Source organism: Janthinobacterium sp. GW822-FHT07A03 (assembly GCF_058798815.1).
This window is the reverse complement of record NZ_JBXAKW010000002.1, coordinates 435,855-458,849: the sequence shown is the minus strand read 5'-3', so window position 1 is coordinate 458,849 and position 22,995 is coordinate 435,855. Positions and strand designations below refer to the sequence as shown.

Genomic DNA, 22,995 nt, shown 5'->3' with positions numbered 1-22,995 from the left:
AAGGCGCGACGGGCACCGTGCCAATGATGGCACGGTGCAATATTTCAAGGAGGAAAGTTCAAACCGCTCAGGCAGCGATGGCCAGCGGGTGGCGCGTGGCGTCCGCCATCGCCATGCCGCCGTTGAGTTGCCATGCCGCGCCGTGACCGAGACGGCGCAGGCAGGCGGCGGCGCGCGCGCTGCGGTTGCCGCTGCGGCAGAAAAAGACCAGCGGGCGCTGCGGCTGCTGCAGCCATGCTGCCACCTGTCCTGCCAGGCGGCTCAGCGGTACGCTGCGCACCTCGCAGCCCTCGAACACCGTGCCGGCGCACGCCGCGTGTTCATACGCTTCGCGCACGTCGACGAGGATGGCGTCGGGATGCTGGCGCAGGAAGGCGGGCAAGGCGGCCGCATCAAGCTGCAGTTCACTGGCGGCAGCCCCGCCTTCGCATGCGGTGCGCACGGTGCCGCAGATGCTGCCGTCGTCGCCTGACGCGCACAGCACGGTATCCTGCGTCACCAGTGCCGCATCCAGCAAGGGCGTCAACGCCTCCGGCGCCAGGGTGCCGATGAAGGCGAAATGCTGCCCCAGCAGGTAGACGTGGGTCTCGCCGCATTCGATGCGGCGCAGGCGCTGCTCACCCAGTGCCAGCTCACCGTCGATATCGACGTGGCCGACTTGTTCGATAGCGAGTTCCTGCAGCAGCGCCAGGCGCGCGGCGCCATGGTCGGCGGGCGCCGTCGTGTGCACGATGGCGCGCAAGGCCAGGTGCTGGCAGCGGATGAAAGCGGCCAGGCGCGGCACGAGCGCGGCGGCGGGATCGATGACGACGCAACTGGCGCTGGCCGCGTCGCTGAGCAGCCAGGTGCACTGACCGTCGACGCTCAGCTGGATTATGCCGTCCTGCGGCGATGGCGCCAGCGCCGACGGCAGCAGACAGCTGCTGCGCAGCGCTTCGCCGCAACGCTCGATGCGCGCGCAGGCGGCGCTAACCGTCGCCGCATCGATCAGGGGACCGAACGACAGACGGATGGCGGAACTGGCGCGCCATTGCGGCACGTGCATGGCTTCCAGCACATAGCTAGGCAGCGCCTTGGCGGCGGAACAGGCGCTGCCCGAGCTGACGCGCACGCGCGCCGCGTCGAACAGGTCCAGCAGCTCTTTCGAGGACAAGCCTGGTACGGAAAAATTGAGCGTCGTCGGCAGCGACAGTTCGACTGGCATATTGAAGACGATGCCGGGGAAAGCCTGTTCCAGGCTGACCGTCAGACGCTCGCGGAACACGGCCAGGTCGGCGTGGCTGCGGAAGGTCTTGCCATCGTCCAGCGCGGCCAGGACGGCGCCGAGGGCGGCGATGCCGGCCATGTTTTCCGTGCCCGAGCGCAGGCCCGCTTCCTGGCCGCCGCCCATCATCAGCGGCGTGAACGGTGCGCCGGCGCGCACATACAGCATGCCGATGCCCTTGGGCGCATACAGCTTGTGGCCGGAAAACGGCGCGTAATCGATGCGCGTGGCGGCCAGGTTCAGTTTCAGCTTGCCCAGCGCCTGCACGCAATCGACCATCCAGTAGGCATCGGCGCCCCGCTCCTGCAGCAGCTGGGCGATGGCGGACAAATCGCTGACGACGCCCGTTTCATTATTCGCCGCCATCGTGCACAGCATGGCCGCGTCGCCGATCAGCGCATCGAGTGCCTGCAGATCGTGGAGCCCCTGCGCATCGACGGGCAGCTTGCGTATTTCCAGGTTCAGGCCCAGCAGGCGATTCCAGTGCGCCAGGCTCTCCGGCACGGCCTTGTGCTCGGTCGCGCCATACAGCAGCAGGCTGCCGATGCGCTTGCCCGCATCGCGCCGTTCGCGCAGCGCACACAGGGCCGACAGCACGGCCGTCTGGATGCCTTCGGTGGCGCCGCTATTGAACATCAAGCGGCCGTCACCCACGCCCAGCAGGCCGCTGGCGCGCTGGCGCACGCCATCCATCATGGCCTTGGCCTGCAGTCCCGTGGCGTGAGTGCTGCTGGGATTGCCATAGCCCTGCTCCATCGCTTGCCGGGCGGCGGCAACGGCGGCGGGCAGCACGCAAGTGGTGGCATTGCTGTCGAGGTAGATTTCTTTCATGATGGCAGTCCGAGTATTCTATGAAAAGGGCGCAGCGCAGGCGGCTGGAACATATGGATAGTCTACCGGCCTGCCCCCGTGAAGATATGCCAAAAGACACTGCAACTACGCTACTATGCAGCATGTTCATGCCATAAAAACCGGAATAGCAAAATGAATTCACCAAACGCCCCGCTCGACAAATTCGACTGCGCCATCCTCGCCGCCCTGCAGCAGGACGGCACCCTGTCGATCGCCGCCCTCAGCGAGAAGATCGGCCTGTCCAGCACGCCGTGCTGGAAGCGGGTCAAGCGGCTGGAAGAAGAAGGCTATATCGAAAGCCGCGTGGCCATCGTCAACCGGCAAAAAGTGGGCTTGCCCGTGACCGTCTTCGTCAGCGTGCGCACGGGCCAGCACGATGAAAAATGGCTGCGCCGCTTCGCCGCCGCCGTCATCGTCTTGCCTGAGGTACAGGAATTTCACCGCATGAGCGGCGACATCGACTACCTGCTGAAAGTCGTCACCACCGATATCAAAGGTTACGATACCTTCTATAAAAAGCTCATCAAGGCCGTGCAGCTGACAGGCGTGTCGTCCGCCTTTTCCATGGAACAAATCAAATGCAGCACGGAATTGCCGCTGGCCTTGATCGCCCACGGCTTGCCTGCCTGAGACGTTTGCCGGCCATGCCGGGCCAACGTGGAAAACAACGTTGCCGCAATGCAACATAAATGAACGAAAAGCAGCAATGGTGCGGCATGTCACCAGACCCGGCCGGTATACTGTCCGCTTGCCTGCCCGCTTTTCTATCTATTGTGCAGGCCATCATCCAAGGTCTTCCATGTCTCTGCTCCGCCGCCTCTCCATCCAGAAAAAACTCCTGTTCAGCATGGGCTTGTGCCTGCTGCTCTTCATGGCGATTTCGTCTTTCCTCAGCGTGCGCATGAGCAGCGATTACGTGCGCGAACGCGTCGTCAGCCAGGAGTTGCCGGCGCAGGTGGGCGAGATCCGCAACGACGTGCTGCGTCAGATCAGCCAGCCCCTGTCCGTGGTGCAAACCATGGCCAACGATGTTTATCTGCAAGACTGGGAAGACGCCGGCTTGCCCGACAGCGGCATCGCCACCTTCCAGCGCTACGCCACCGTGGTCAAGGACAAGAACAAGGCCGCCTCGATCAACTGGGCTTCTGCCAGCACGGGTAAGTATTTCACCACGGAAGGCTTGCTGCGCACCCTGGACAAGAACCAGGCGGCAGACCAGTGGTTTTACGGCTTGCTGGCTGGCGACAAGGCCTATACGCTCGACATCGACAAGGCCGAGCATTCCAGCGACCTGATGCTGTACCTGAATGCGCGCGGCAAGACGGCGGGCGGCAAGCAGATCGCGGCCGGCCTGGGCTTGTCCATCAATGCGCTGGCCGACACCATCCGCAGCTACAAGATCGGCCAGACGGGCCACGTCTACCTGGCGCGCGCCAATGGCATACTGCTGGTGCACCGCGACACGGCCCTGGCCGACGGCAAGCATGCACTCAAGGATTTGCCCGGCTTTAGCGATACGCTGAGCAAGAGCCTGCTGACGGGCAACAAATACGCGTACGCCATCTACGACGCGCCTGCGGGACGCCAGTTCGTCGCCGCCTCCTTCGTGCCGGAATTGAATCTGTATGTGATGGCCGAAGTGCCGGAAGCGGAAGTGCTGGGCAATGTCACGCGCTCGGCCCTGATCGCCGCCCTGATTGCCGGCCTGGTCGGTGGCGGCATCGCCCTGTGCATCATTTATGTCATCAGCCGCGCCATTGCCGCGCCCGTCGCGCGGGCAGCGGACATGCTCAGCGAAATCGCCAGCGGGAATGGCGACCTGAGCCGCCGCATGCCCGTGGAATCGGAAGACGAGGTCGGCGCGCTGGCGGCCGCCTTCAACCGCTTCGTCGCATCGCTGAATGTGACGATACGCGAAGTTCGCGACAGTACCGGGTCCATTGCCAGCGCATCGAGCCAGATCGCGTCGGGCAATCTGGACTTGTCGGCCCGCACGGAAGCCCAGGCATCGAGCCTGGAAGAAACGGCGGCGGCCATGGAAGAGCTGACGTCGACCGTGAAACAGAATGCGGACAACGCGCGCCAGGCGAATCAGCTGGTGGTATCGGCCTCGAGCCACGCCGTCAAGGGCGGCGAAGTGGTCGGCCAAGTGGTGCAGACGATGGGCGCGATTACGGAAAGTTCGCGCAAGATCGCCGACATTATCGGCGTGATCGACGGCATTGCCTTTCAAACCAATATCCTCGCCCTGAACGCGGCGGTTGAGGCGGCCCGTGCGGGCGAACAGGGCCGCGGCTTTGCCGTGGTGGCAACCGAGGTGCGCAACCTGGCGCAACGCTCAGCGGCGGCAGCCAGGGAAATCAAGGACCTGATCGTCGACTCGGGCAGCAAGGTGGAAGCGGGCAGCAAGCTGGTCGACTCGGCCGGCGCCACCATGCAGGACATCGTCGTCTCCGTGCAGAGGGTGGCCGACCTGATGGGAGAGATCGCTTCGGCCAGCCAGGAGCAAAGCCAGGGCATCGCGCAAGTCAATGCCACGGTCACGCAGATGGATGACGCTACCCAGCAAAATGCGGCCCTCGTGGAAGAAGCGGCGGCGGCAGCCCAGTCCCTGCAGGATCAGGCGGGCCGGCTGGCGCAGGTGGTCAGCGTCTTCAAGCTGGAAGAAACGGGGCATGCGGCGCCGCCGCAGCCTCGGCAGCCAGCGCACAAGCCCATGCTGCCCACGCCAGCGCGCCCGAAAGCGCCGGCCAGCGATGCGTGGGAAGAGTTTTAAGGAGTGTTGGAAAACGCTTAAATCGCCGGCGCTTTCACGCTCGCCGCTTGCTTGAAGAAATCATAAATGCCGCTCTCGCTCATGCGGCGGGCATTCGCCAGTTCGCCGCCCTTGGTGACGTACAGCACCTGGTTGTTGTCGCTCGAGACCAGCACGGCAGCCGGGATGCCTTTCTTGAGCGGATTGCCATAGGCTTGCGCCACGTCCAGGTTATGGTCGAAGTTACCCACGTCGACCTTGACGACCTTGAACTGCTGTTGCATCAACTCGGCATTCTTGCCTTCCTTCAAGGCCTTGTCGAGCGCGCGGCAATCCTCGCACCAGTTGGCGCCAAAGATCAGCAAGACAGGCACGTGCGCCACCTTGGCCTCGGCCAGCGCGCGGGCCACGTCGGCCTTGGCGTCGGCCGCCGCGTTGTAGGGCAGATGCGGCGTGGCGACAGGGTTGGCTGGTGTGGGGGCGGCGGCAATAGCGGTACCGGCAAGCAGCAGGCTGACAAGAAGAAGGGAAAAGCGCATGCGGGGCTCCTGAGAGAAATCGTGAAGCCAGCTGAACAGTTGCCAGCGGGCGTGATTGTTTAGAATATGCCTGCTTGTAGGAAATATCCACCATTTAATTGCACTGTGCTTATGCGGAAAACGTATAAGCGCGTATCAGCGCCACCGAGGAGTCGCCGCTTGAGCACGCCAGATATATTACCCCCAACGCTGTCCGGCGCCGCGCGCATGTTGCGCGACGCCTATCCCGGCGGCATGTCCGATACGGCGTATTGCGCCGTGCTGGCCCTGCTGTACGAACACTTTTCCGACCGCAACCTGGCCGAGCTGATGGCCGCCGTCACGGGCAAAGATGCGGCGACGGTCCTCAATGACATCTATGCCTGCGCCAGCAGCAAGCCGGCGGCGCGCGCCATCGCAGCCGCCAGGAAACTGCTGACGCGGCATGGCTTGCAAGCGGTGTGCGCCGAGGATTAATGCCCACAGGCAGCGAAATGGAACGCATGGGATAATATCGGGCTCACACTGACACTGAGCAACGCGACCCGAACGCGCCCTCCCAATGACGACTTCTTTCCTGGCACGCTGGCTGCCGCAACCGAACAACGGCAGCCGCCGCGAACAATTGCGCGCCTGCGCGGGCGCCATCTGCGGCCTGCTGCTGACGGGCCTGATCTGCCATTTCCTGCTGGCCCCGGACAGCGCCAGCGTCTACCTGATCGCCCCCATGGGCGCCTCGGCCGTGCTGCTGTTCTGCCTGCCAGCCAGCCCGCTGGCGCAACCGTGGTCCGTGGTGGGCGGTAACGTCGTCTCCGGCCTGGTCGGCATGGCCTGCGTCAAATGGCTGGGATCCAGTGTTGGCGTGGCGGCACTGGCCGCCTGCCTGGCCATCGGCGCCATGTTTGCCCTGCGCTGTTTGCATCCGCCGGGCGGGGCCGTCGCGCTCACCACCGTCGTCGGCGGCGCCAGCGTGCATGCGGCGGGCTTTGAATTCGTCTTCATCACCGTGCTGTTCAATTCCGCCGTGCTGGTCGCCTGCGCCGTGCTGTACAACAATCTGACGGGCCGCCGCTACCCGCACGTCCAGCAACTGGTCACGCCGCATCCGCACGATACAAAGGATGACGTGCCCAGCAACCGCCTGGGCTTTTCACCGGATGACCTCGATGCCGTCTTGCGCCAGCACAGCGAAGTGCTCGACATCAGCCGCGACGATTTGCAGGCGATCTTCCTGCAAACGGAAATGCGCGCCTACCAGCGACGCTTCGGCGTCGTCACTTGCGCCGACATCATGTCGAAAGACGTGCTCAGCGTGGAATTCGGCACGCCGCTCGATGTTGCCTGGCGCACCATGCGCGAGCACGATGTGGGCGCCCTGCCCGTCGTGAACCGGGCACGCCGCGTCATCGGCATCATCACGCAGACGGATTTCCTGCACCACGGCGGGCTCGACGATTATCAGGGCATGCGCCAGCGCCTGCGCGGCTTGCTGCAGCGCAGCGGCCTGTCCCACAGCGACAAGCCGGAAGTGGTGGGCCAGCTGATGACGCCGTCGCCGCACACGGCCCGCCTCGGCACGCCCATCATCGACCTCGTGCCGCTGATGGCCGACGCCGGCTATCACCATATCCCCATCCTCGACGAGGAAGAACGCCTGGCCGGCATCATCAGCCAGTCCGACCTGATGGCCGCCCTGTACGAAAGCCGCTTTGCCGAGGCCGCCGCATGACGCCATTCCAGGCACTGCTGGCCGGCCCCGATGGCGGCCCGGCGGGCACGGCCGTCAGCGCGCATTTCTTCGGCAGCCAGCTGGCCATCGATGCGCCCGGCCCCACGCTGGACGTGGCGCAGCTGGTCGTCAGCGTGGGCGGTGTCGACGGGCCGGAACTGTTCCTCAACTGGCTCGATGCGCAAGGCAGGCAAGCGTCGCTCAAGCCGCTGACGGCGGACGACATCGCCATCGTCTTGCGCGAAGCGCCGGCCGCGCTGCAGCCGCAACTGCAGCGCCTGTGGGGCGAGCGCCAGCGCAACCGGCGGCAAGTGTCGGGCTGGCTGGCCGGCTTGACGGGCGCGGCCGTCGTCGCCACCGCCCTGTTGTGGTGGCAAGGAAGCAACGCCATCGGCGCGCTGGCGGGATGGATTCCCCTCTCGACGGAAAAGCAGCTGGGCGAACTGGCCCTGGCGCAAGTGCGCGCGCAGGGCGGCATCGTTGAAAACGGCGTGGCGCAGCAGACGGTGCAGGACATCGGCCGCAAGCTGACGGCCGGGTCGCGCTACCAGTACCGCTGGCTGGTCAAGCAGGACGACACGGTCAACGCGTTTGCCATGCCGGGCGGCATCATCGTCGTGCATACGGGCTTGCTGCACCAGGCGGGTGACCCGGGCGAGCTGGCAGGCGTGCTCGCGCATGAAGTGCAGCACGTGGAACAGCGCCATTCGCTGCGGCAGATGATCAGCAGCCTGGGCTGGGGCGCCCTGGTGGGCGTGACCATCGGCGACATCAGCGCCGTGGCCGCCATGCTGGCGCACCAGGCCGGCACCCTGTATTTCAGCCGCGACATGGAGGAAGAGGCGGATCGCCTGGGTTTGCTGGCCTTGCAGAGCGCGAAGATCCATCCCGACGGCATGCTGCGTTTTTTCCAGAAGCTCGACGACAAAGACCAAGCCAAGGTGCCGGGATGGATTTCCTCGCACCCGCAAACGGCGGCGCGCGCACAGCAGATCCGCAGCCTGATCGCCGCCACGCCCTGCCCGGCCTGCCGTCCCTTGACCAGCAGCCACTGGCAAGCCATGAAAGCGGCCCTCCCGCCTACGGCAAAATAGCAACATTCCTCCCGCACAATTTATCCAAACGCACTGGGCAATGACGTATGCTTACGCCCCGGCTGCTCCTTCGCGACCGGCCACCCCGACCCTGCTAAGAACGCCTATCAAAACCTACTGCGCGTCGTAATTTGCGGTCTGCGATGCTCACTGTACCTTCGTACAGTTGCGCTTCTCAACCACAACTTCCTTCCGCTCGCTACGGTTTTGTCAGGCGTAGTAAGCCCCCGTTCATTCCCTCCTTTACAAAGGACATCGCGCATGAAGCATCGTTTTGCCGCCGGCACCCTCGGCACCCTGGCCATCTCCCTGCTGCTCGCCTACGCGCCCATGGCGCAAGCGACCCCGTCCGCTGGCAAAACCGTGGCCGTCAGCGCGCCGCAAGCGAAGCAGCAACTGCAAGTGCTGGCCGACACATACTACGATGCGCAGGCCCGTTTCGAGCCGATCAATGCCACAGAAAGCGGCGACAACCGTTTTGACGACCAGCTCGGTTCAGCCATCGTGCCCGCCGCGCGCGCAAAACAGTTCGCCCTGTACCGCCAGTATCAGAAGACCCTGCGCAGCATTGCCCGTGCGCAGCTGTCGCACCAGGACCAGATCAACTACGACATCCTCGACTATGAACTGGCGACGGCACTGAGCTTCGCGCGCTTCCCCGAATACCTGCTGCCACTGAACCAGATGGACAGCATGCCCGTCACCTTGGCTAATTATGCGGGCGGAGAGGCATCGCAGCCTTTGACCTCGGTCAAGGAGTATGACGCTTACCTGAGCCGTATCAGCCAGTTGCCGGGCTGGATAGACCAGGCCATCGCCAACATGCGAGTCGGCATGCAGAAGGGCATCGTGCTGCCGAAAGCGCTGACGGAGTCGGCCCTGCCGCAATTCAAGAAACTCGTCAGCACCACGCCGCAGGATAGCGTGTATTACACGCCCATCAAGAACTTGCCGGCCAACTTTCCCGAGGCGGACAAGGCGCGCCTGACGAAACGCTACACCGCCGCCATCCAGGACAAGCTGATGCCTGCGCTGCAGCGCCTGTCCACCTTCATGGAACGCGATTACCTGCCGGCCGGCCGCACGAGCAGCGGCTGGAGCGCCCTGCCTGATGGCGCTGCCTGGTACCAGGCGCGCGTGGCCAGCAGCACCACGACGGACTTTAAGCCGGAGCAGATCCACGCCATCGGCTTGCGCGAAGTGGCACGCATCCAGGAACAATACGCGATCGTCGGTCCGAAGATGGGCTACAACGGCCCGGCCGCGGGCTTGCCCGTGTGGGTCTCGGAACAGGCGAAATATCGCCCGTTCAAGACGGAGCAGGAAGTGCTCGACGTCTACCGCAAGCTGAACGTGCTGCTGGACAGTAAATTGCCCGCCCTGTTCACCCTGGTGCCGAAAGCGCCGCTGGACTTGCGCCTGGAACCTGAACTGAGCCGCGACACGGCCGCCGACCACTACACGGCGCCGGCCGCCGACGGTTCGCGTCCCGGTGTGTTCTGGTCCGTCGTCACCGATCCGAAACTGTATGGCGATACGGGCATGACCACCTTGTTCTTGCATGAAGGCAAGCCTGGCCACCATTTCCACCTGGCGTTGGTGCAAGAAATGGACTTGCCGAACTTCCGCCGTTTCGGCGGCAACAATGCCTTCACGGAAGGCTGGGCCCTGTATGCGGAAACCCTGGGCAAGGAAATGGGCCTGTTCGAGGATCCGGCCCAATATTTCGGCCATTTGAACGACGAGATGCTGCGCGCCGTGCGTCTGGTGGTCGACACGGGCTTGCACACCAAGGGCTGGACGCGCGAGCAGACGATCAAGTACATGCGCGACACCCTCGGCTATGACGCCGTGGCGAGGAGCGAAACGGAACGCTACATGGCCTGGCCGGGCCAGGCGCTGGGCTACAAGATCGGTTCGCTGAAAATCGTCGAACTGCGCCAGCGTGCCCAGCAAGCGTTGGGCGACAAGTTCAGCCTGCCGAAGTTCCACGAAGTGGTGCTCGGCGACGGCACGCTGCCCCTGAAACTGCTGGAAGCCAAAGTCGACCGGTGGATCGCGCAGCAGAAGTAAAACGCAGCGCCTGAAGGTAAAACGGCAGCACCTCGATGGCGCTGCCGTTTTTTTTCGCCGGTGGCGTTTTCAGCTACACCAGCAAAGCCGCACTCATCGAACGCACTTCCTCGGCCGATTCGGCCAGGATGCTTTGCAGGGTTTCGTTGTCAATAATGAAATCGATGACGGAATCGGAGGGCGTGAGCATTTCCACGTACGTCACCTGCAAGGGCGACGGCACGGGCGACAGTTGCTTGGCCAACAACAAGGTATCGAGCAGGGAGTCGGGCGGGATGGACAGCAGGCCATCGCGCAAGCCTTCGATGGCTTCGCTCACGGCCAGCGGGATCAGCAGCTTCTTCATGACTTCGCGGGAGATGATTTCTTCGGCGGACTCCATCCAGTGATCCGCATCGTCGTCGAGCAGGCCGGGGAATTCATCGGCACGCGACAACAAGTAAAAACCGCCCACTTCATGCACGATGCCGGCGAACAACGCCGTGTCGGCATCGACGTGCGTCACGCGGCGGGCAAGCACGTGCGCCAGCGCCGCCACGTGGGCCGTGTGCTCCCACAGCTGGGTCGCCTTCTGGCGCAGCACGGGGTCGATGATCTTGCTGCCGAACTGGCGCACCACCATGGCCGCCACCAGCGCATACAGATTGCGGTAACCCATGCGCATGACGGCGGCGCGCACGCTGGTCACGGGCGCCGCATCGCCGCGGCTGTACACGGCCGAGTTGGCCAGCGCAACCGTGCGCGCCGCCAGCAAGGGCTCGGCCAGTACCAGTTTGATCGCATGGTCGATATGGCAGTCCGGTTCAGCCAGGGCCAATTGCAATTGCAGTGCGGAATTAACACTCGTGGGAAACGTTAATTCTCCGCGCACCGCCTGGGAAACAATTAAACCGAAAGCCTGTAATTTGTTCATCATACGATCTATCCGCCTCAGATATTATTCCAGCAAACAATTTCACTTTATAGCAGAAACTGCTTTTCAGGCCCGGCCTTTAGAATACAGATGGCATGTCATTCGTTTGCATTGAGGAATCCGGCAATGCCATGGCATGCAATAGCGATTCATCGCCGATAACAAACAGCTTCGGCTGCTGTAATACCTGCAGCAGAAATGGCTGGCCTTCACGCAGGCGTCGGCGATAATCGGCCAGCGTATACAGGTTGGGATTGATTTTACGCCGTAAGGTTCGCTCGGCCGGGGCCAATCCCGTCAACAGATCGCCATAATTGGCTTCTTCGCCCACCAGCAGCAAATCGATGGCGCTGCCAGGCATGTCCTGCCCCTTCGCCGTGGCGCCCGACACGAATGCCAGATGCAGCTGGGCACGCAAGGGCGCCAGGGTCGTGCTGAGCACGCCGACGATGCCGAAGGTTTTCTGCACCAGTCCGCTCAACTCGGGATACACGAGACTTTCCTTGTTGGGCCAGAAGCGCCGCACATTGCCAATCCGCTCCGACGTGATCAGGCCGGACTCATGCAGGCGGCGCAGCTCGCGCTGTGCCGACGCGCTGCCCATGCCCGTCAAGCGCATGATCTCGTTCAAGTGAAAGCCTTCATTCACGCGGACAAAGAGCAAACCCAGCAGTTTCTGCTGGGCGGGAGTAAACAGGGCTTGGGCAATCATGCGCCAAATCTTAGCATGAATAAACTGATAATTGGCGTGGTACAGCCATGGCGGGTATTTGCGCAACACGTGTGCGGCCTTGACCCGTGCGGTCCATGCCGGCTGTACCCGGCAGCGCCGGACAGGCCACGGCACGATTCGCAATGGCGCCGATGAGGGAGGTCAAAGTGAGTGCTCACCACAAGGTGAACAAGGCAACAGTAAAATACGCGGAAAAAAATGGATGTATGTGAATATATTCGATAACAACGCATCCAGATACCCGATAGATCAGCTATCTACGCCTTGATTCATTTTAATTTTTTCCTGCAAACCGATCATAATCAAATCGAGCCCCGCATTAAAACGATCGTCGATTTCCGCATTAAAAATGGCGTCCATAGAAGCGAGCACGTGTGGATAACGGTCGGCCGCCATGGAGGCGAAATCGGCACGCCGGCTCGATAAGGTATTCATGGCGGCGCTTCCCGGTCCCGCGCCTTGCGCTTCCATGACAAAACCGAGCACATAATATAACAGCGTAAATGCGCTCCAGCTGGCCAATTTCTCCGATGCCCCGGCTGCACGCATGGGGCCGATTAAAGCTTCGGCGACGCGAAACACGTTTTCCGATATCACATAGGTGCCGCCAAAGACGCGCACGCCATCGCGGCGGGCGGATAAAGCCGCGCGCATTTGCGCCGCCACCTGGCGCAGCCGCGCTTCCCAGCCCGCATCCCCATCGACGTTCCTTGCCACGTCTTCGATCAGCACGTCGGCCATGCCATCGAGCAAAGCCTGCTTGTTCGCAAAATGCCAGTACAGCGAAGCGGCCTTGATGCCCATCGCGTCGGCCAGGCGACGCATGGTCAAGCCCTCGATACCCACTTCATCCAGCAGCTCGAGCGCCCTGGCCACCACGGCTTCGCGTTGAATTTTCATTTTCCTGTCATTTTCCTTGAAACTCTAACGTCGTTAGTTTACCATTTTGCGTAGGCTAACAACGTTAGATTTGGAGTGACATGCACAATAGCGATATCGAAGTCATCATCGTGGGAGCCGGTCCCGTCGGCCTGACCCTGGCCTGCGAATTGCGCCTGGCCGGCATCCGCGTGGCCATCCTGGAGCGGCGGCCGCAACGCAGCGCGCATTCGCGCGCGCTGACCATCCATGGACGCACCTTGGAAATGCTGGGCTTGCGGGGACTGGACCGGCGTTTTGTCGCGCTGGGCACGTCCTTTTCCAGCGGCCATTATGCGGGCCTCGATACCCGCCTCGACTTTTCCTGCTTCGACACGCCCCATCCCTACACCTTGTTCCTGCCGCAAAGCACGACGGAGCGCCTGCTGGAAGAGCAATTGCTGGAAGATGGCGTGGCGATTGTTCGCGGCGCGCTCGTGGAGCAGACACAGCAGGATGCTGATCGCGTCACGGTAGCCGGCACGCGCGACGGCGTCCCGTTTTGCCTGCGTGCCCGTTACCTGGTCGGTGCCGATGGCGGGCGCAGCCTCGTGCGCCAGCAGGCGGGCATCGCCTTCGACGGCGTGGCGGCCACCTGCAGCATGCTCATGGGAGATGTACAGCTGCGTCATCCGCCCGCGTCACCCATGCTGTCTCTGACGAACGCAGCGGGCAGCCTGATGATCGTGCCGCTGGGGCAAGGCCGCCACCGCGTCATCACCATGAATGCGCGCCATCCCCAAGCCGTGGCAGGGGAAGCGGCCACCGTGGAGGAATTGTCGCAGGCCAGCACGGCCATCGCGGACTACGATTTCGGCCTGCATGACGCCAGTTGGCTATCGCGCTTCAGCGACGAAACACGGCTGGCGCGGCGCTACCGCCAGGGCCGCGTCTTCCTGGCCGGCGATGCCGCTCACATCCACATGCCGGCTGGTGGCCAGGGCATGAACGTGGGTATGCAGGACGCGATGAATCTGGGGTGGAAGCTTGCAGGCGTGCTCAAGGGCTATGCGCCGGACAGCCTGCTCGACAGCTACCATGCGGAGCGCCATCCCGTCGGCGTGTCCTTGCAGCACAATACGCTCGCGCAAACGGCCATGCTGACGCGTTTTGACGAACGTACCCTGGCCCTGCGCGCCACCATCAGCGACATGCTGGCGCAGCCGGACGTGAACCGTTCGCTGGCCAGCGAGTTGTCCGGCTTTGGCGTGCGCTATCCCGTCCCGCTGGCCTCTGACGCCAGCATCGGCAACGCAGACTGGAGCGGCCGGCGCGTGCCCGACTGGCTGCTGCGCCTGGCCGACGGCACGGCCGTGGGCATCCATGAACTGCTGCACGCAGGAAAATGGCTGCAGCTGTCCGTTGGCGATATAGCCCACGCGGTACAGCCGTATCGTTTCGATGCGGCCTGGCTTACTTCGTTGACGATCAAACCCGGCTGCCCGCAACTGGCCGGCATCAAAAGCCTGTTGATCCGGCCCGATGGCTACGCGGACCACGCGGTCTGATTGACTTATCTCAAGACGAAAAAAAACGGCACCCGAAGGTGCCGTTCTTGTCAGCTAGCAGCGTGGATTACGCTTCGTCGCCGTGGTGTTGCTGGGTCTCGATGTCCTGCAGCGCTTCGGCAGCTTCGCCAGCCATCGAGGCTTTCTCAGCCAGCAGCAGCGCTTGACGCTCTTCCACTTCCCACGCTTCTTTCTCTTTGCGTGCGCGGTGGAAGGCCAGGCCCGTACCGCCAGGAATCAGACGGCCGACGATGACGTTCTCTTTCAGGCCGCGCAGACCATCGCGCTTGCCCATGATCGCCGCTTCGGTCAGCACGCGGGTGGTTTCCTGGAACGATGCGGCCGAGATGAACGAATCGGTCGACAGCGATGCCTTGGTAATACCCAACAAGACGTTTTCGTAGGTCGCTGGAATCTTGTTCTCAACGGCCATGCGATCGTTCTCGTCCAGCAGTTCCGAACGCTCTACCTGCTCGCCAACGATGTAGTTGGTGTCGCCGGCATTGACGATCTGTACGCGACGCAGCATCTGACGCACGATCACTTCGATGTGCTTGTCATTGATCTTCACGCCTTGCAGACGGTACACGTCTTGCACTTCGTCAACGATGTAACGTGCCAGCGCTTCGATACCCAGCAGGCGCAGGATGTCTTGCGGATCGGCCGGGCCGTCCACGATCATCTCGCCCTTGTTCACGACTTGGCCGTCATGCACCAGCACTTGTTTGTCCTTGGTGATCAAGAACTCATGCTTGTTGCCGTCCATGTCCGTGATTTCCAGACGCTGCTTGCCCTTGGTTTCTTTACCGAACGCAACCGTACCCGTGACTTCCGCCAGCATACCGGCATCTTTCGGCGAGCGCGCTTCGAACAGTTCCGCAACGCGTGGCAGACCACCGGTAATATCGCGCGTTTTTTGCGATTCGGTAGGAATACGTGCCAGCACTTCACCAACCGATACCTGTTGACCGTCCTTGACCATGATCAGCGCGCCGACCTGGAAGCCGATCGCCACCGAGTGTTCGGTGCCGGCGATCTTGACTTCTTCGTTCGCGTCGTTGATCAGCTTGACTTGCGGACGCAACGTTTTCGTCAACGAACCGCGACGTTTCGCATCGATCGCCACCAGGGTGGACAGACCGGTCACTTCGTCGACCTGACGGGCGACGGTGACGCCTTCTTCGACGTTCTCGAAACGCACTTGACCGGCGTATTCGGTAATGATCGGACGGGTCAGCGGATCCCACGTTGCCAGGGCCGTACCGGCCTTGATGACCATGCCGTCCTTGACGATCAGGGTCGCACCGTACGGTACTTTATGACGCTCACGCTCACGGCCATGGTCGTCGGTGATCAGCACTTCGCCGGAACGGGAAATGACGATTTGCGCGCCCTTGCCGTTCGTCACGTAACGCATGGTTGCCGTGAAGCGGATGGTACCGTTCGACTTGGCTTCCACCGACGATGCCACTGCCGCACGCGATGCCGCACCACCAATGTGGAACGTACGCATGGTCAGCTGGGTACCCGGTTCACCAATCGACTGCGCTGCCACCACACCGACGGCTTCGCCGGCGTTGACCAGCATGCCGCGGCCCAGGTCGCGGCCATAGCACTTGGCGCACAGGCCGAAGCGCGTGTCGCAAGTCAGTGGCGTGCGGACCTTGACTTCGTCGATGGACAGACGCTCGATCTCTTCGACCATGTCTTCGTCCATCAGGGTACCGGCTTCGTACAGCGTTTCCTGGGTTTCAGGATTGACGACGTCATGCACCACCACGCGGCCGAGGATACGGTCACGCAACGGTTCGATGACTTCACCACCTTCGACCAGTGCCTTCATGACGGCGCCGTTCATGGTGCCGCAATCGTCCTCGATCACCACCAAGTCTTGCGTCACGTCAACCAGACGACGCGTCAGGTAACCGGAGTTCGCCGTTTTCAGCGCCGTATCGGCCAGACCTTTACGCGCACCGTGGGTCGAAATGAAGTACTGCAAAACGTTCAGACCTTCGCGGAAGTTCGCGGTAATCGGCGTTTCGATAATCGAGCCATCCGGTTTGGCCATCAGACCACGCATACCGGCCAACTGGCGAATCTGGGCTGCGGAACCGCGCGCACCGGAGTCGGCCATCATGTAAATGGCGTTGAACGATTCTTGCGTCGACTTGGTGCCGTCGCGGCGGATCACGTCTTCGACTTTGAGCTGGTCCATCATGGCCTTGCCGACTTCATCGGAGGTCTTGCCCCAGATATCGACGACCTTGTTGTAACGCTCGCCGGCGGTCACGAGACCCGAGGCGTATTGCTGTTCGATCTGCTTGACTTCCGATTCGGCCGTCGCGATCAGGGTAACTTTTTGAGGCGGTACCAGCATGTCGTCGACGCAGATCGAGATACCGGCGCGTGTCGCCAGGCGGAAACCCGATTGCATCAGTTTGTCTGCGAACACCACGGTGGCGCGCAGGCCGCACTTGCGGAACGACGTGTTGATCAGTTTGGAAATTTCTTTCTTTTTCAGCGCGCGGTTCAGCACCGAGAAAGGCAGGCCTTTCGGCAGAATTTCCGACAGGATCGCACGGCCGATCGTCGTTTCGTAGCGCGTGACCGTCTTCTCGAATTCGCCCGTTTCGGCGTTCTTCGGGTATTCGGTAATACGCACGGTCACGCGGGTCGTCAGTTCGACTTCCTTGTTGTCGTAGGCGCGGATCACTTCCGACACGTCAGGGAACATCATCCCTTCGTTCTTCGCATTGATCGCTTCGCGGGTCGCGTAGTACAGACCCAGCACGATATCCTGGGAAGGCACGATCGACGGCTCGCCGTTCGACGGGAACAGGATGTTGTTCGATGCCAGCATCAGGGTGCGTGCTTCCATCTGCGCTTCGATCGACAGAGGAACGTGGACCGCCATTTGGTCACCGTCAAAGTCGGCGTTGAATGCGGCGCAGACGAGCGGGTGCAGCTGGATGGCCTTGCCTTCAATCAGGACTGGCTCGAACGCCTGGATACCCAGACGGTGCAAGGTCGGGGCTCGGTTCAACATGATCGGATGTTCACGGATCACGTCTTCCAGGATGTCCCATACGACCGGCTCTTGAATCTCAACCAGCTTTTTCGCTGCCTTGATCGTGGTCGCCAGCCCCATCAGTTCCAGTTTATTGAAAATGAATGGTTTGAACAGTTCCAGCGCCATCAGTTTCGGCAAGCCGCACTGATGCAGTTTCAATTGCGGGCCCACGACGATGACCGAACGACCGGAGTAATCGACGCGTTTGCCCAGCAAGTTTTGACGGAAACGGCCGCCCTTGCCCTTGATCATCTCTGCCAGCGATTTCAGCGGACGCTTGTTGGCGCCGGTCATCGCTTTGCCGCGACGGCCGTTGTCCAGCAGCGAATCGACCGCTTCCTGCAGCATGCGCTTTTCGTTGCGCGTGATGATCTCTGGAGCGCGCAGCTCCATCAGGCGTTTCAGACGGTTGTTACGGTTGATGACGCGGCGATACAGATCGTTCAGATCCGAGGTCGCGAAACGGCCGCCATCCAGCGGTACCAGCGGACGCAGTTCCGGCGGCAGCACTGGCAGCACTTCCATGATCATCCAGTCAGGCTTGATGCCCGAACGTTGGAACGCTTCCAGCACTTTCAGGCGCTTCGCGTATTTCTTGATCTTGGCTTCGGATTTCGATTCCTTCAGTTCCACGCGCAGGGTTTCGGCATCGCGGTGGATGTCGATCGAGCGCAGCAGTTCACGGATACCTTCGGCGCCCATGAAGGCGGTGAAGTCGTCGCCGTACTCTTCGTACTTGGCGGCGTAGTCGTCTTCCGACATGATCTGGCACTTCTTCAGCGGGGTCATGCCTGGATCGGTCACGACGTATGCTTCAAAGTACAGCACGCGTTCGATGTCCCGCAGGGTCATGTCCAGGACCATGCCCAGACGCGACGGCAGCGACTTCAGGAACCAGATGTGCGCGGTCGGCGAAGCCAGCTCGATGTGGCCCATGCGCTCGCGGCGCACCTTGGCCAGCGTGACTTCGACGCCGCACTTTTCGCAGATCACGCCGCGGTGTTTCAGGCGCTTGTACTTGCCGCACAGGCATTCGTAATCCTTGATCGGGCCAAAGATCTTGGCGCAGAACAGGCCGTCGCGCTCAGGCTTGAAGGTACGGTAGTTGATGGTTTCCGGCTTCTTGACTTCGCCGTAGGACCACGAACGGATTTTCTCAGGCGAAGCGAGACCGATCTTGATTGCATCGAAGGTCTCGTTGGTCTGTACTTGCTTGAATAGATCGAGCAGTGCTTTCATGTATCACTCCAGAGGTGATTAAATTTCTATATTCCTGAGACTACATTGCCCGGCGTGGTTTCCCAGCCGGGCTTTGTGTTTCCCAAACCAAATGACAGGGTGCTGTCGTTTAGTTGCGTTCGAGGTCGATATCGATACCCAGCGAACGGATTTCCTTGACCAGCACGTTGAACGATTCCGGCATGCCGGCGTCGATCACGTGGTCGCCCTTGACGAGGTTCTCGTACACTTTGGTACGGCCATTCACGTCATCGGACTTGACGGTCAACATCTCTTGCAAGACATACGACGCGCCATACGCTTCCAGTGCCCAGACTTCCATCTCACCGAAACGCTGACCACCGAACTGGGCTTTACCGCCCAGTGGCTGTTGCGTCACCAGCGAGTAAGGACCGGTCGAACGCGCATGCATCTTGTCATCAACCAAGTGATGCAGTTTCAGCATGTGCATGACGCCGACAGTAACCTTGCGCTCGAACGCTTCACCGGTGCGACCGTCATACATGGTCACCTGGTTTTTCGACGCGGTCATGCCCAGGTTCTTGGCGATGTCGTCCGGATACGCCAGGTCCAGCATGCGGCGGATCTCTTCTTCATTCGCGCCGTCGAACACTGGCGTGGCGAATGGAACACCTTTTTTCAGGTTTTCCGCCAGCTTCATGATCTCTTCGTCGTCGAAGTCGTTCAACTCTTCGGCACGGCCGTTGTCGTTGTAGATCGTCGTCAGGTACTTGCGCACTTGCTCGACCTTGGTTTGCGCCTTCAGCATTTCGCCGATGCGGATACCCAGACCCTTGGCAGCCCAGCCCAAGTGAGTCTCGAGAATCTGACCAACGTTCATCCGCGAAGGAACGCCCAGCGGGTTCAGCACAACGTCGGCTGGCGTGCCGTCGGCCATGTATGGCATGTCTTCCACAGGAACAATACGGGAAACCACACCCTTGTTACCGTGGCGACCTGCCATCTTGTCGCCCGACTGCAGGCGGCGTTTCACGGCCAGGTAGACCTTGACCATTTTTTGCACGCCTGGTTGCAGCTCATCGCCTTGCGTCAGTTTCTTGCGCTTCTCTTCGAAGGCCAGATCGAACTGGTGACGCTTCTCGTTGATCGATTCCTTGATCGCTTCCAGCGCTACCGCTGCATCGTCGTCCGCAGGGCGGATGTCGAACCAGTGGTATTTGTCCAGATCGGCCAGGTATTCCTTGGTGATCTTGGCGCCTTTGGCCAGCTTTTTCGGGCCGCCGTTGACAACTTTGCCGATCAGCATTTTTTCCAGACGCTGGAAGGCATCGCCTTCCACGATACGCATCTGGTCGTTCAAGTCCAGACGGAAGCGTTTCAGTTCGTCATCGATAATTTGCTGGGCACGCTTGTCGCGCACGATGCCTTCACGGGTGAAGACTTGCACGTCGATCACGGTACCGATCATGCCCGAAGGCACGCGCAGCGAGGTGTCTTTCACGTCCGACGCTTTTTCGCCGAAGATCGCGCGCAGCAGCTTCTCTTCCGGGGTCAGCTGGGTTTCGCCTTTTGGCGTCACTTTACCGACCAGGGTGTCGCCTGCTTGCACTTCCGCGCCGATATAGACGATACCGGACTCATCCAGACGAGCCAGCTGGTTTTCAGCCAGGTTCGAGATGTCGCGCGTAATTTCTTCCGCGCCCAGCTTCGTGTCACGGGCCACCACCGACAACTCTTCGATGTGAATCGAGGTGTAGCGGTCGTCCTTGACGACGTTTTCCGAGATCAGGATCGAATCCTCGAAGTTCAGACCATTCCATGGCATGAACGCCACGGTCATGTTCTGGCCCAGCGCCAATTCACCCAGGTCGGTCGATGCGCCGTCGGCGATCACGTCGCGCTTGGCAACACGGTCGCCCACTTGCACGATAGGACGCTGGTTGATGTTGGTGTTCTGGTTCGAACGGGTGTACTTGATCAGGTTGTAGATGTCGACGCCCACTTCACCAGCTTGCGCTTCGTCATCGTTGACGCGAATAACGACACGGCCTGCATCGATATAATCGACGATACCGCCACGCAGCGCTTGCACGGTGGTGCCCGAGTCGACCGCAACGGTGCGTTCGATACCGGTACCGACCAGCGCTTTTTCCGGACGCAAGCAAGGCACAGCCTGGCGTTGCATGTTGGCGCCCATCAATGCACGGTTCGCATCATCGTGTTCGAGGAACGGAATCAGCGAAGCAGCGACGGAAACGATCTGGCCTGGCGCCACGTCCATGTACTGGATGCGCTCTGGAGATACCAGGATGGTTTCGCCGGCTTCACGGGCCGAGACCAGTTCATCGGACAGCATGCCTTCGTCGTTGATGGTCGCATTCGCCTGGGCGATGATGTAGCGGCCTTCTTCGATGGCGGACAGGTAGTCGATCTGATCGGTAATCTTGGAGCCTTCGACCTTGCGGTACGGGGTTTCCAGGAAGCCGTATTCATTCAGGCGGGCATACAGAGCCAGCGAGTTGATCAGACCAATGTTCGGACCTTCCGGTGTCTCGATCGGGCAGACGCGGCCGTAGTGGGTCGGATGCACGTCGCGCACTTCAAAGCCGGCGCGTTCGCGTGTCAGACCGCCGGGTCCCAGAGCCGATACGCGGCGCTTGTGGGTAATTTCCGACAGAGGATTGGTTTGGTCCATAAACTGCGACAGCTGGGACGAACCGAAGAACTCGCGAATCGCGGCCGAAATCGGCTTCGAGTTGATCAGGTCGTGCGGCATCAGGTTGTCCGCTTCGGCTTGGCCGAGGCGTTCCTTGACAGCGCGCTCAACACGCACCAAGCCGGCGCGGAATTGATTCTCGGCCAGTTCGCCCACGCAACGTACGCGACGGTTACCGAGGTGATCGATATCGTCGACTTCGCCGCGGCCATTGCGCAGTTCCACCAGGATCTTGATCACGGCCAGCACGTCTTCGTTCGACAGGGTCATGGCGCCCGTCAGTTCATCGCGGCCAATGCGGCGGTTGAACTTCATGCGGCCCACGGCCGACAGGTCATAGCGGTCCGAGTTGTAGAACAGGCCATTGAACAGCGCTTCAACGGAATCTTCCGTTGGCGGTTCGCCTGGACGCATCATGCGGTAGATCGCCACTTTCGCAGCCATCTGATCGGCGGTGTCGTCGATACGCAGGGTTTGCGAGATGTAGGCGCCCTGATCCAGGTCGTTGGTATACAACGTCTGGATTTCAGAGATATTGGCATCGCGCAGGCGGCCCAACAGGTCTTCGGTCAGCTCATCGTTCGCGGAAGCGACGACTTCACCGGTGTCGGCATCGACGATATTCTTCGCCAATACGCGGCCCAGCAGGTAGTCTTCCGGTACGGAAATGTGCTTGATGCCGGCAGCTTCGATATCACGCACGTGCTTGGCGTTGATACGCTTGTCTTTCAGCACCAGGGTCTTGCCCGACTTGTCGACGATGTCGAAACGCGCCACTTCGCCGCGCAGACGCTCGGAGACGAATTCCATTTCCGCGCCTTCGGAGCGCAGGTTGAAATTGTCGAAGACAAAGAAATTGGCCAGGATTTGCTCGTGCGACATGCCGATGGCTTTGAGCAGGATCGTCACTGGCATCTTGCGGCGGCGGTCGACGCGGAAGAACAGGATGTCTTTCGGGTCGAACTCGAAGTCCAGCCACGAACCGCGGTAAGGAATGATACGCGCGGAGAACAGCAGCTTACCGGACGAGTGAGTCTTGCCGCGGTCGTGCTCGAAGAACACGCCAGGCGAACGGTGCAGCTGGGAAACGATAACCCGCTCCGTGCCGTTGATCACGAACGAACCGGTGGTCGTCATGAGCGGCAATTCGCCCATGTAGACTTCCTGTTCCTTCATCTCTTTGACGACGGGCTTGGTTGGCGATTCCTTGTCCAGGATCACCAGGCGCACTTTCGCGCGCAGCGGCGACGCGAACGTCAGGCCACGTTGTTGACATTCTTTGACGTCAAAGGCAGGATCGCCCAGAACGTACGACAAGAATTCGAGCCGCGCAAAACCATTGTGCGACACGATAGGGAAAATCGAGGTGAAAGCCGACTGCAGGCCATCATTCTTGCGGCCGGACGGTGCTATGTCCTCTTGCAAGAAGCTATGATAAGACTCGAGCTGGGTCGCCAGCAGGAACGGAACGTGGTGAACGTTGGCGCGCTTCGCGAATGATTTGCGAATGCGTTTCTTCTCAGTAAATGAGTAGTGCATGGACACTCCGTGAGTGACAGAAAGGATAGAAAATTCAGGTTTTGCAAGTGTTCGTTTGCACCGCTGCGTGTGACACAGACGAAACCTCAAGGCTCTGCTTTCCGGCTTGAATC

14 protein-coding genes are annotated in these 22,995 nt (G+C 61.2%); 7 read left to right on the top strand and 7 right to left on the bottom strand.

Going from position 1 to position 22,995, the window contains the following annotated elements; genetic code table 11:
* Positions 1-67: 67 nt before the first annotated feature.
* Entirely contained in the window at positions 68-2,095 is a 2,028-nt protein-coding gene (locus tag AC1RJW_RS08125) for an aminotransferase class V-fold PLP-dependent enzyme (RefSeq protein WP_493044516.1), read from the bottom strand.
* 153 nt (positions 2,096-2,248) lie between these two features.
* Between AC1RJW_RS08125 and AC1RJW_RS08120 the strand changes: the two genes are divergently transcribed.
* Both AC1RJW_RS08120 and AC1RJW_RS08115 read left to right on the top strand, forming a co-directional pair.
* Positions 2,249-2,746 carry an Lrp/AsnC family transcriptional regulator gene (locus AC1RJW_RS08120; protein ID WP_493044515.1) on the top strand — a complete coding sequence of 166 codons (498 nt, stop codon included), beginning with the start codon at positions 2,249-2,251 and terminating at the stop codon, positions 2,744-2,746.
* Between the two features lie 169 nt (positions 2,747-2,915).
* Positions 2,916-4,892, top strand: a complete 1,977-nt coding sequence (locus AC1RJW_RS08115; protein WP_493044514.1) for a methyl-accepting chemotaxis protein — start codon at positions 2,916-2,918, stop codon at positions 4,890-4,892.
* Positions 4,893-4,909: 17 nt separating this feature from the next.
* On the opposite strand, the gene AC1RJW_RS08110 is transcribed toward AC1RJW_RS08115, so the two are convergent.
* Positions 4,910-5,410, bottom strand: coding sequence for a thioredoxin family protein (locus AC1RJW_RS08110; RefSeq protein WP_493044513.1), 501 nt, complete (start codon positions 5,408-5,410; stop codon positions 4,910-4,912).
* 159 nt (positions 5,411-5,569) lie between these two features.
* Between AC1RJW_RS08110 and AC1RJW_RS08105 the strand changes: the two genes are divergently transcribed.
* From AC1RJW_RS08105 to AC1RJW_RS08090, 4 genes are all read left to right on the top strand, one after another.
* Positions 5,570-5,866, top strand: coding sequence for a hypothetical protein (locus AC1RJW_RS08105; RefSeq protein ID WP_493044512.1), 297 nt, complete (start codon positions 5,570-5,572; stop codon positions 5,864-5,866).
* 85 nt (positions 5,867-5,951) lie between these two features.
* On the top strand, positions 5,952-7,118 hold the full coding sequence (locus AC1RJW_RS08100; RefSeq protein WP_493044511.1) for an HPP family protein: 1,167 nt from the start codon (positions 5,952-5,954) through the stop codon (positions 7,116-7,118).
* Positions 7,115-8,212 carry a M48 family metallopeptidase gene (locus AC1RJW_RS08095; protein WP_493044510.1) on the top strand — a complete coding sequence of 366 codons (1,098 nt, stop codon included), beginning with the start codon at positions 7,115-7,117 and terminating at the stop codon, positions 8,210-8,212. Before AC1RJW_RS08100 ends, AC1RJW_RS08095 begins: the two co-directional genes overlap by 4 nt.
* Before the next feature lie 261 nt (positions 8,213-8,473).
* Positions 8,474-10,285 (top strand): DUF885 domain-containing protein, encoded by a 1,812-nt coding sequence (locus tag AC1RJW_RS08090; RefSeq protein ID WP_493044509.1) that lies wholly within the window; start codon positions 8,474-8,476, stop codon positions 10,283-10,285.
* Between the two features lie 73 nt (positions 10,286-10,358).
* Here the strand turns inward: AC1RJW_RS08090 and AC1RJW_RS08085 are convergent, their stop codons facing one another.
* The 3 genes from AC1RJW_RS08085 to AC1RJW_RS08075 form a co-directional block, all read right to left on the bottom strand.
* Entirely contained in the window at positions 10,359-11,198 is an 840-nt protein-coding gene (locus tag AC1RJW_RS08085) for an HDOD domain-containing protein (RefSeq protein WP_493044717.1), read from the bottom strand.
* Positions 11,199-11,277: 79 nt separating this feature from the next.
* A complete protein-coding gene (locus tag AC1RJW_RS08080) occupies positions 11,278-11,910 on the bottom strand; it encodes an ArsR family transcriptional regulator (RefSeq protein ID WP_493044508.1) in 633 nt (210 codons plus the stop codon).
* Positions 11,911-12,180: 270 nt separating this feature from the next.
* Positions 12,181-12,831 carry a TetR/AcrR family transcriptional regulator C-terminal domain-containing protein gene (locus tag AC1RJW_RS08075; RefSeq protein ID WP_493044507.1) on the bottom strand — a complete coding sequence of 217 codons (651 nt, stop codon included), beginning with the start codon at positions 12,829-12,831 and terminating at the stop codon, positions 12,181-12,183.
* 80 nt (positions 12,832-12,911) lie between these two features.
* On the opposite strand from AC1RJW_RS08075, the gene AC1RJW_RS08070 reads away from it, so the two are divergent.
* The gene (locus tag AC1RJW_RS08070) at positions 12,912-14,357 is read left to right on the top strand and encodes an FAD-dependent monooxygenase (RefSeq protein ID WP_493044506.1); all 1,446 of its coding nucleotides are present in this window, start codon (positions 12,912-12,914) and stop codon (positions 14,355-14,357) included.
* 67 nt (positions 14,358-14,424) lie between these two features.
* Here AC1RJW_RS08070 and rpoC read toward each other — a convergent pair whose 3' ends face one another.
* Both rpoC and rpoB read right to left on the bottom strand, forming a co-directional pair.
* The gene (rpoC, locus tag AC1RJW_RS08065) at positions 14,425-18,666 is read right to left on the bottom strand and encodes a DNA-directed RNA polymerase subunit beta' (protein WP_034753138.1); all 4,242 of its coding nucleotides are present in this window, start codon (positions 18,664-18,666) and stop codon (positions 14,425-14,427) included.
* A 109-nt stretch (positions 18,667-18,775) separates the two neighbouring features.
* Positions 18,776-22,882 carry a DNA-directed RNA polymerase subunit beta gene (rpoB, locus tag AC1RJW_RS08060; protein ID WP_086140054.1) on the bottom strand — a complete coding sequence of 1,369 codons (4,107 nt, stop codon included), beginning with the start codon at positions 22,880-22,882 and terminating at the stop codon, positions 18,776-18,778.
* Between the last annotated feature and the right edge of the window lie 113 nt (positions 22,883-22,995).

Coding starts and splice junctions, on each gene's coding strand:
- AC1RJW_RS08120 (WP_493044515.1), top strand. CDS start 2,249: ATGAATTCACCAAACGCCCCGCTCGACAAATTCGACTGCGCCATCCTC.
- AC1RJW_RS08100 (WP_493044511.1), top strand. CDS start 5,952: ATGACGACTTCTTTCCTGGCACGCTGGCTGCCGCAACCGAACAACGGC.
- AC1RJW_RS08080 (WP_493044508.1), bottom strand. CDS start 11,910: ATGATTGCCCAAGCCCTGTTTACTCCCGCCCAGCAGAAACTGCTGGGT.
- AC1RJW_RS08095 (WP_493044510.1), top strand. CDS start 7,115: ATGACGCCATTCCAGGCACTGCTGGCCGGCCCCGATGGCGGCCCGGCG.
- AC1RJW_RS08090 (WP_493044509.1), top strand. CDS start 8,474: ATGAAGCATCGTTTTGCCGCCGGCACCCTCGGCACCCTGGCCATCTCC.
- AC1RJW_RS08125 (WP_493044516.1), bottom strand. CDS start 2,095: ATGAAAGAAATCTACCTCGACAGCAATGCCACCACTTGCGTGCTGCCC.
- AC1RJW_RS08110 (WP_493044513.1), bottom strand. CDS start 5,410: ATGCGCTTTTCCCTTCTTCTTGTCAGCCTGCTGCTTGCCGGTACCGCT.
- AC1RJW_RS08070 (WP_493044506.1), top strand. CDS start 12,912: ATGCACAATAGCGATATCGAAGTCATCATCGTGGGAGCCGGTCCCGTC.
- rpoB (WP_086140054.1), bottom strand. CDS start 22,882: ATGCACTACTCATTTACTGAGAAGAAACGCATTCGCAAATCATTCGCG.
- rpoC (WP_034753138.1), bottom strand. CDS start 18,666: ATGAAAGCACTGCTCGATCTATTCAAGCAAGTACAGACCAACGAGACC.
- AC1RJW_RS08115 (WP_493044514.1), top strand. CDS start 2,916: ATGTCTCTGCTCCGCCGCCTCTCCATCCAGAAAAAACTCCTGTTCAGC.
- AC1RJW_RS08085 (WP_493044717.1), bottom strand. CDS start 11,198: ATGAACAAATTACAGGCTTTCGGTTTAATTGTTTCCCAGGCGGTGCGC.
- AC1RJW_RS08075 (WP_493044507.1), bottom strand. CDS start 12,831: ATGAAAATTCAACGCGAAGCCGTGGTGGCCAGGGCGCTCGAGCTGCTG.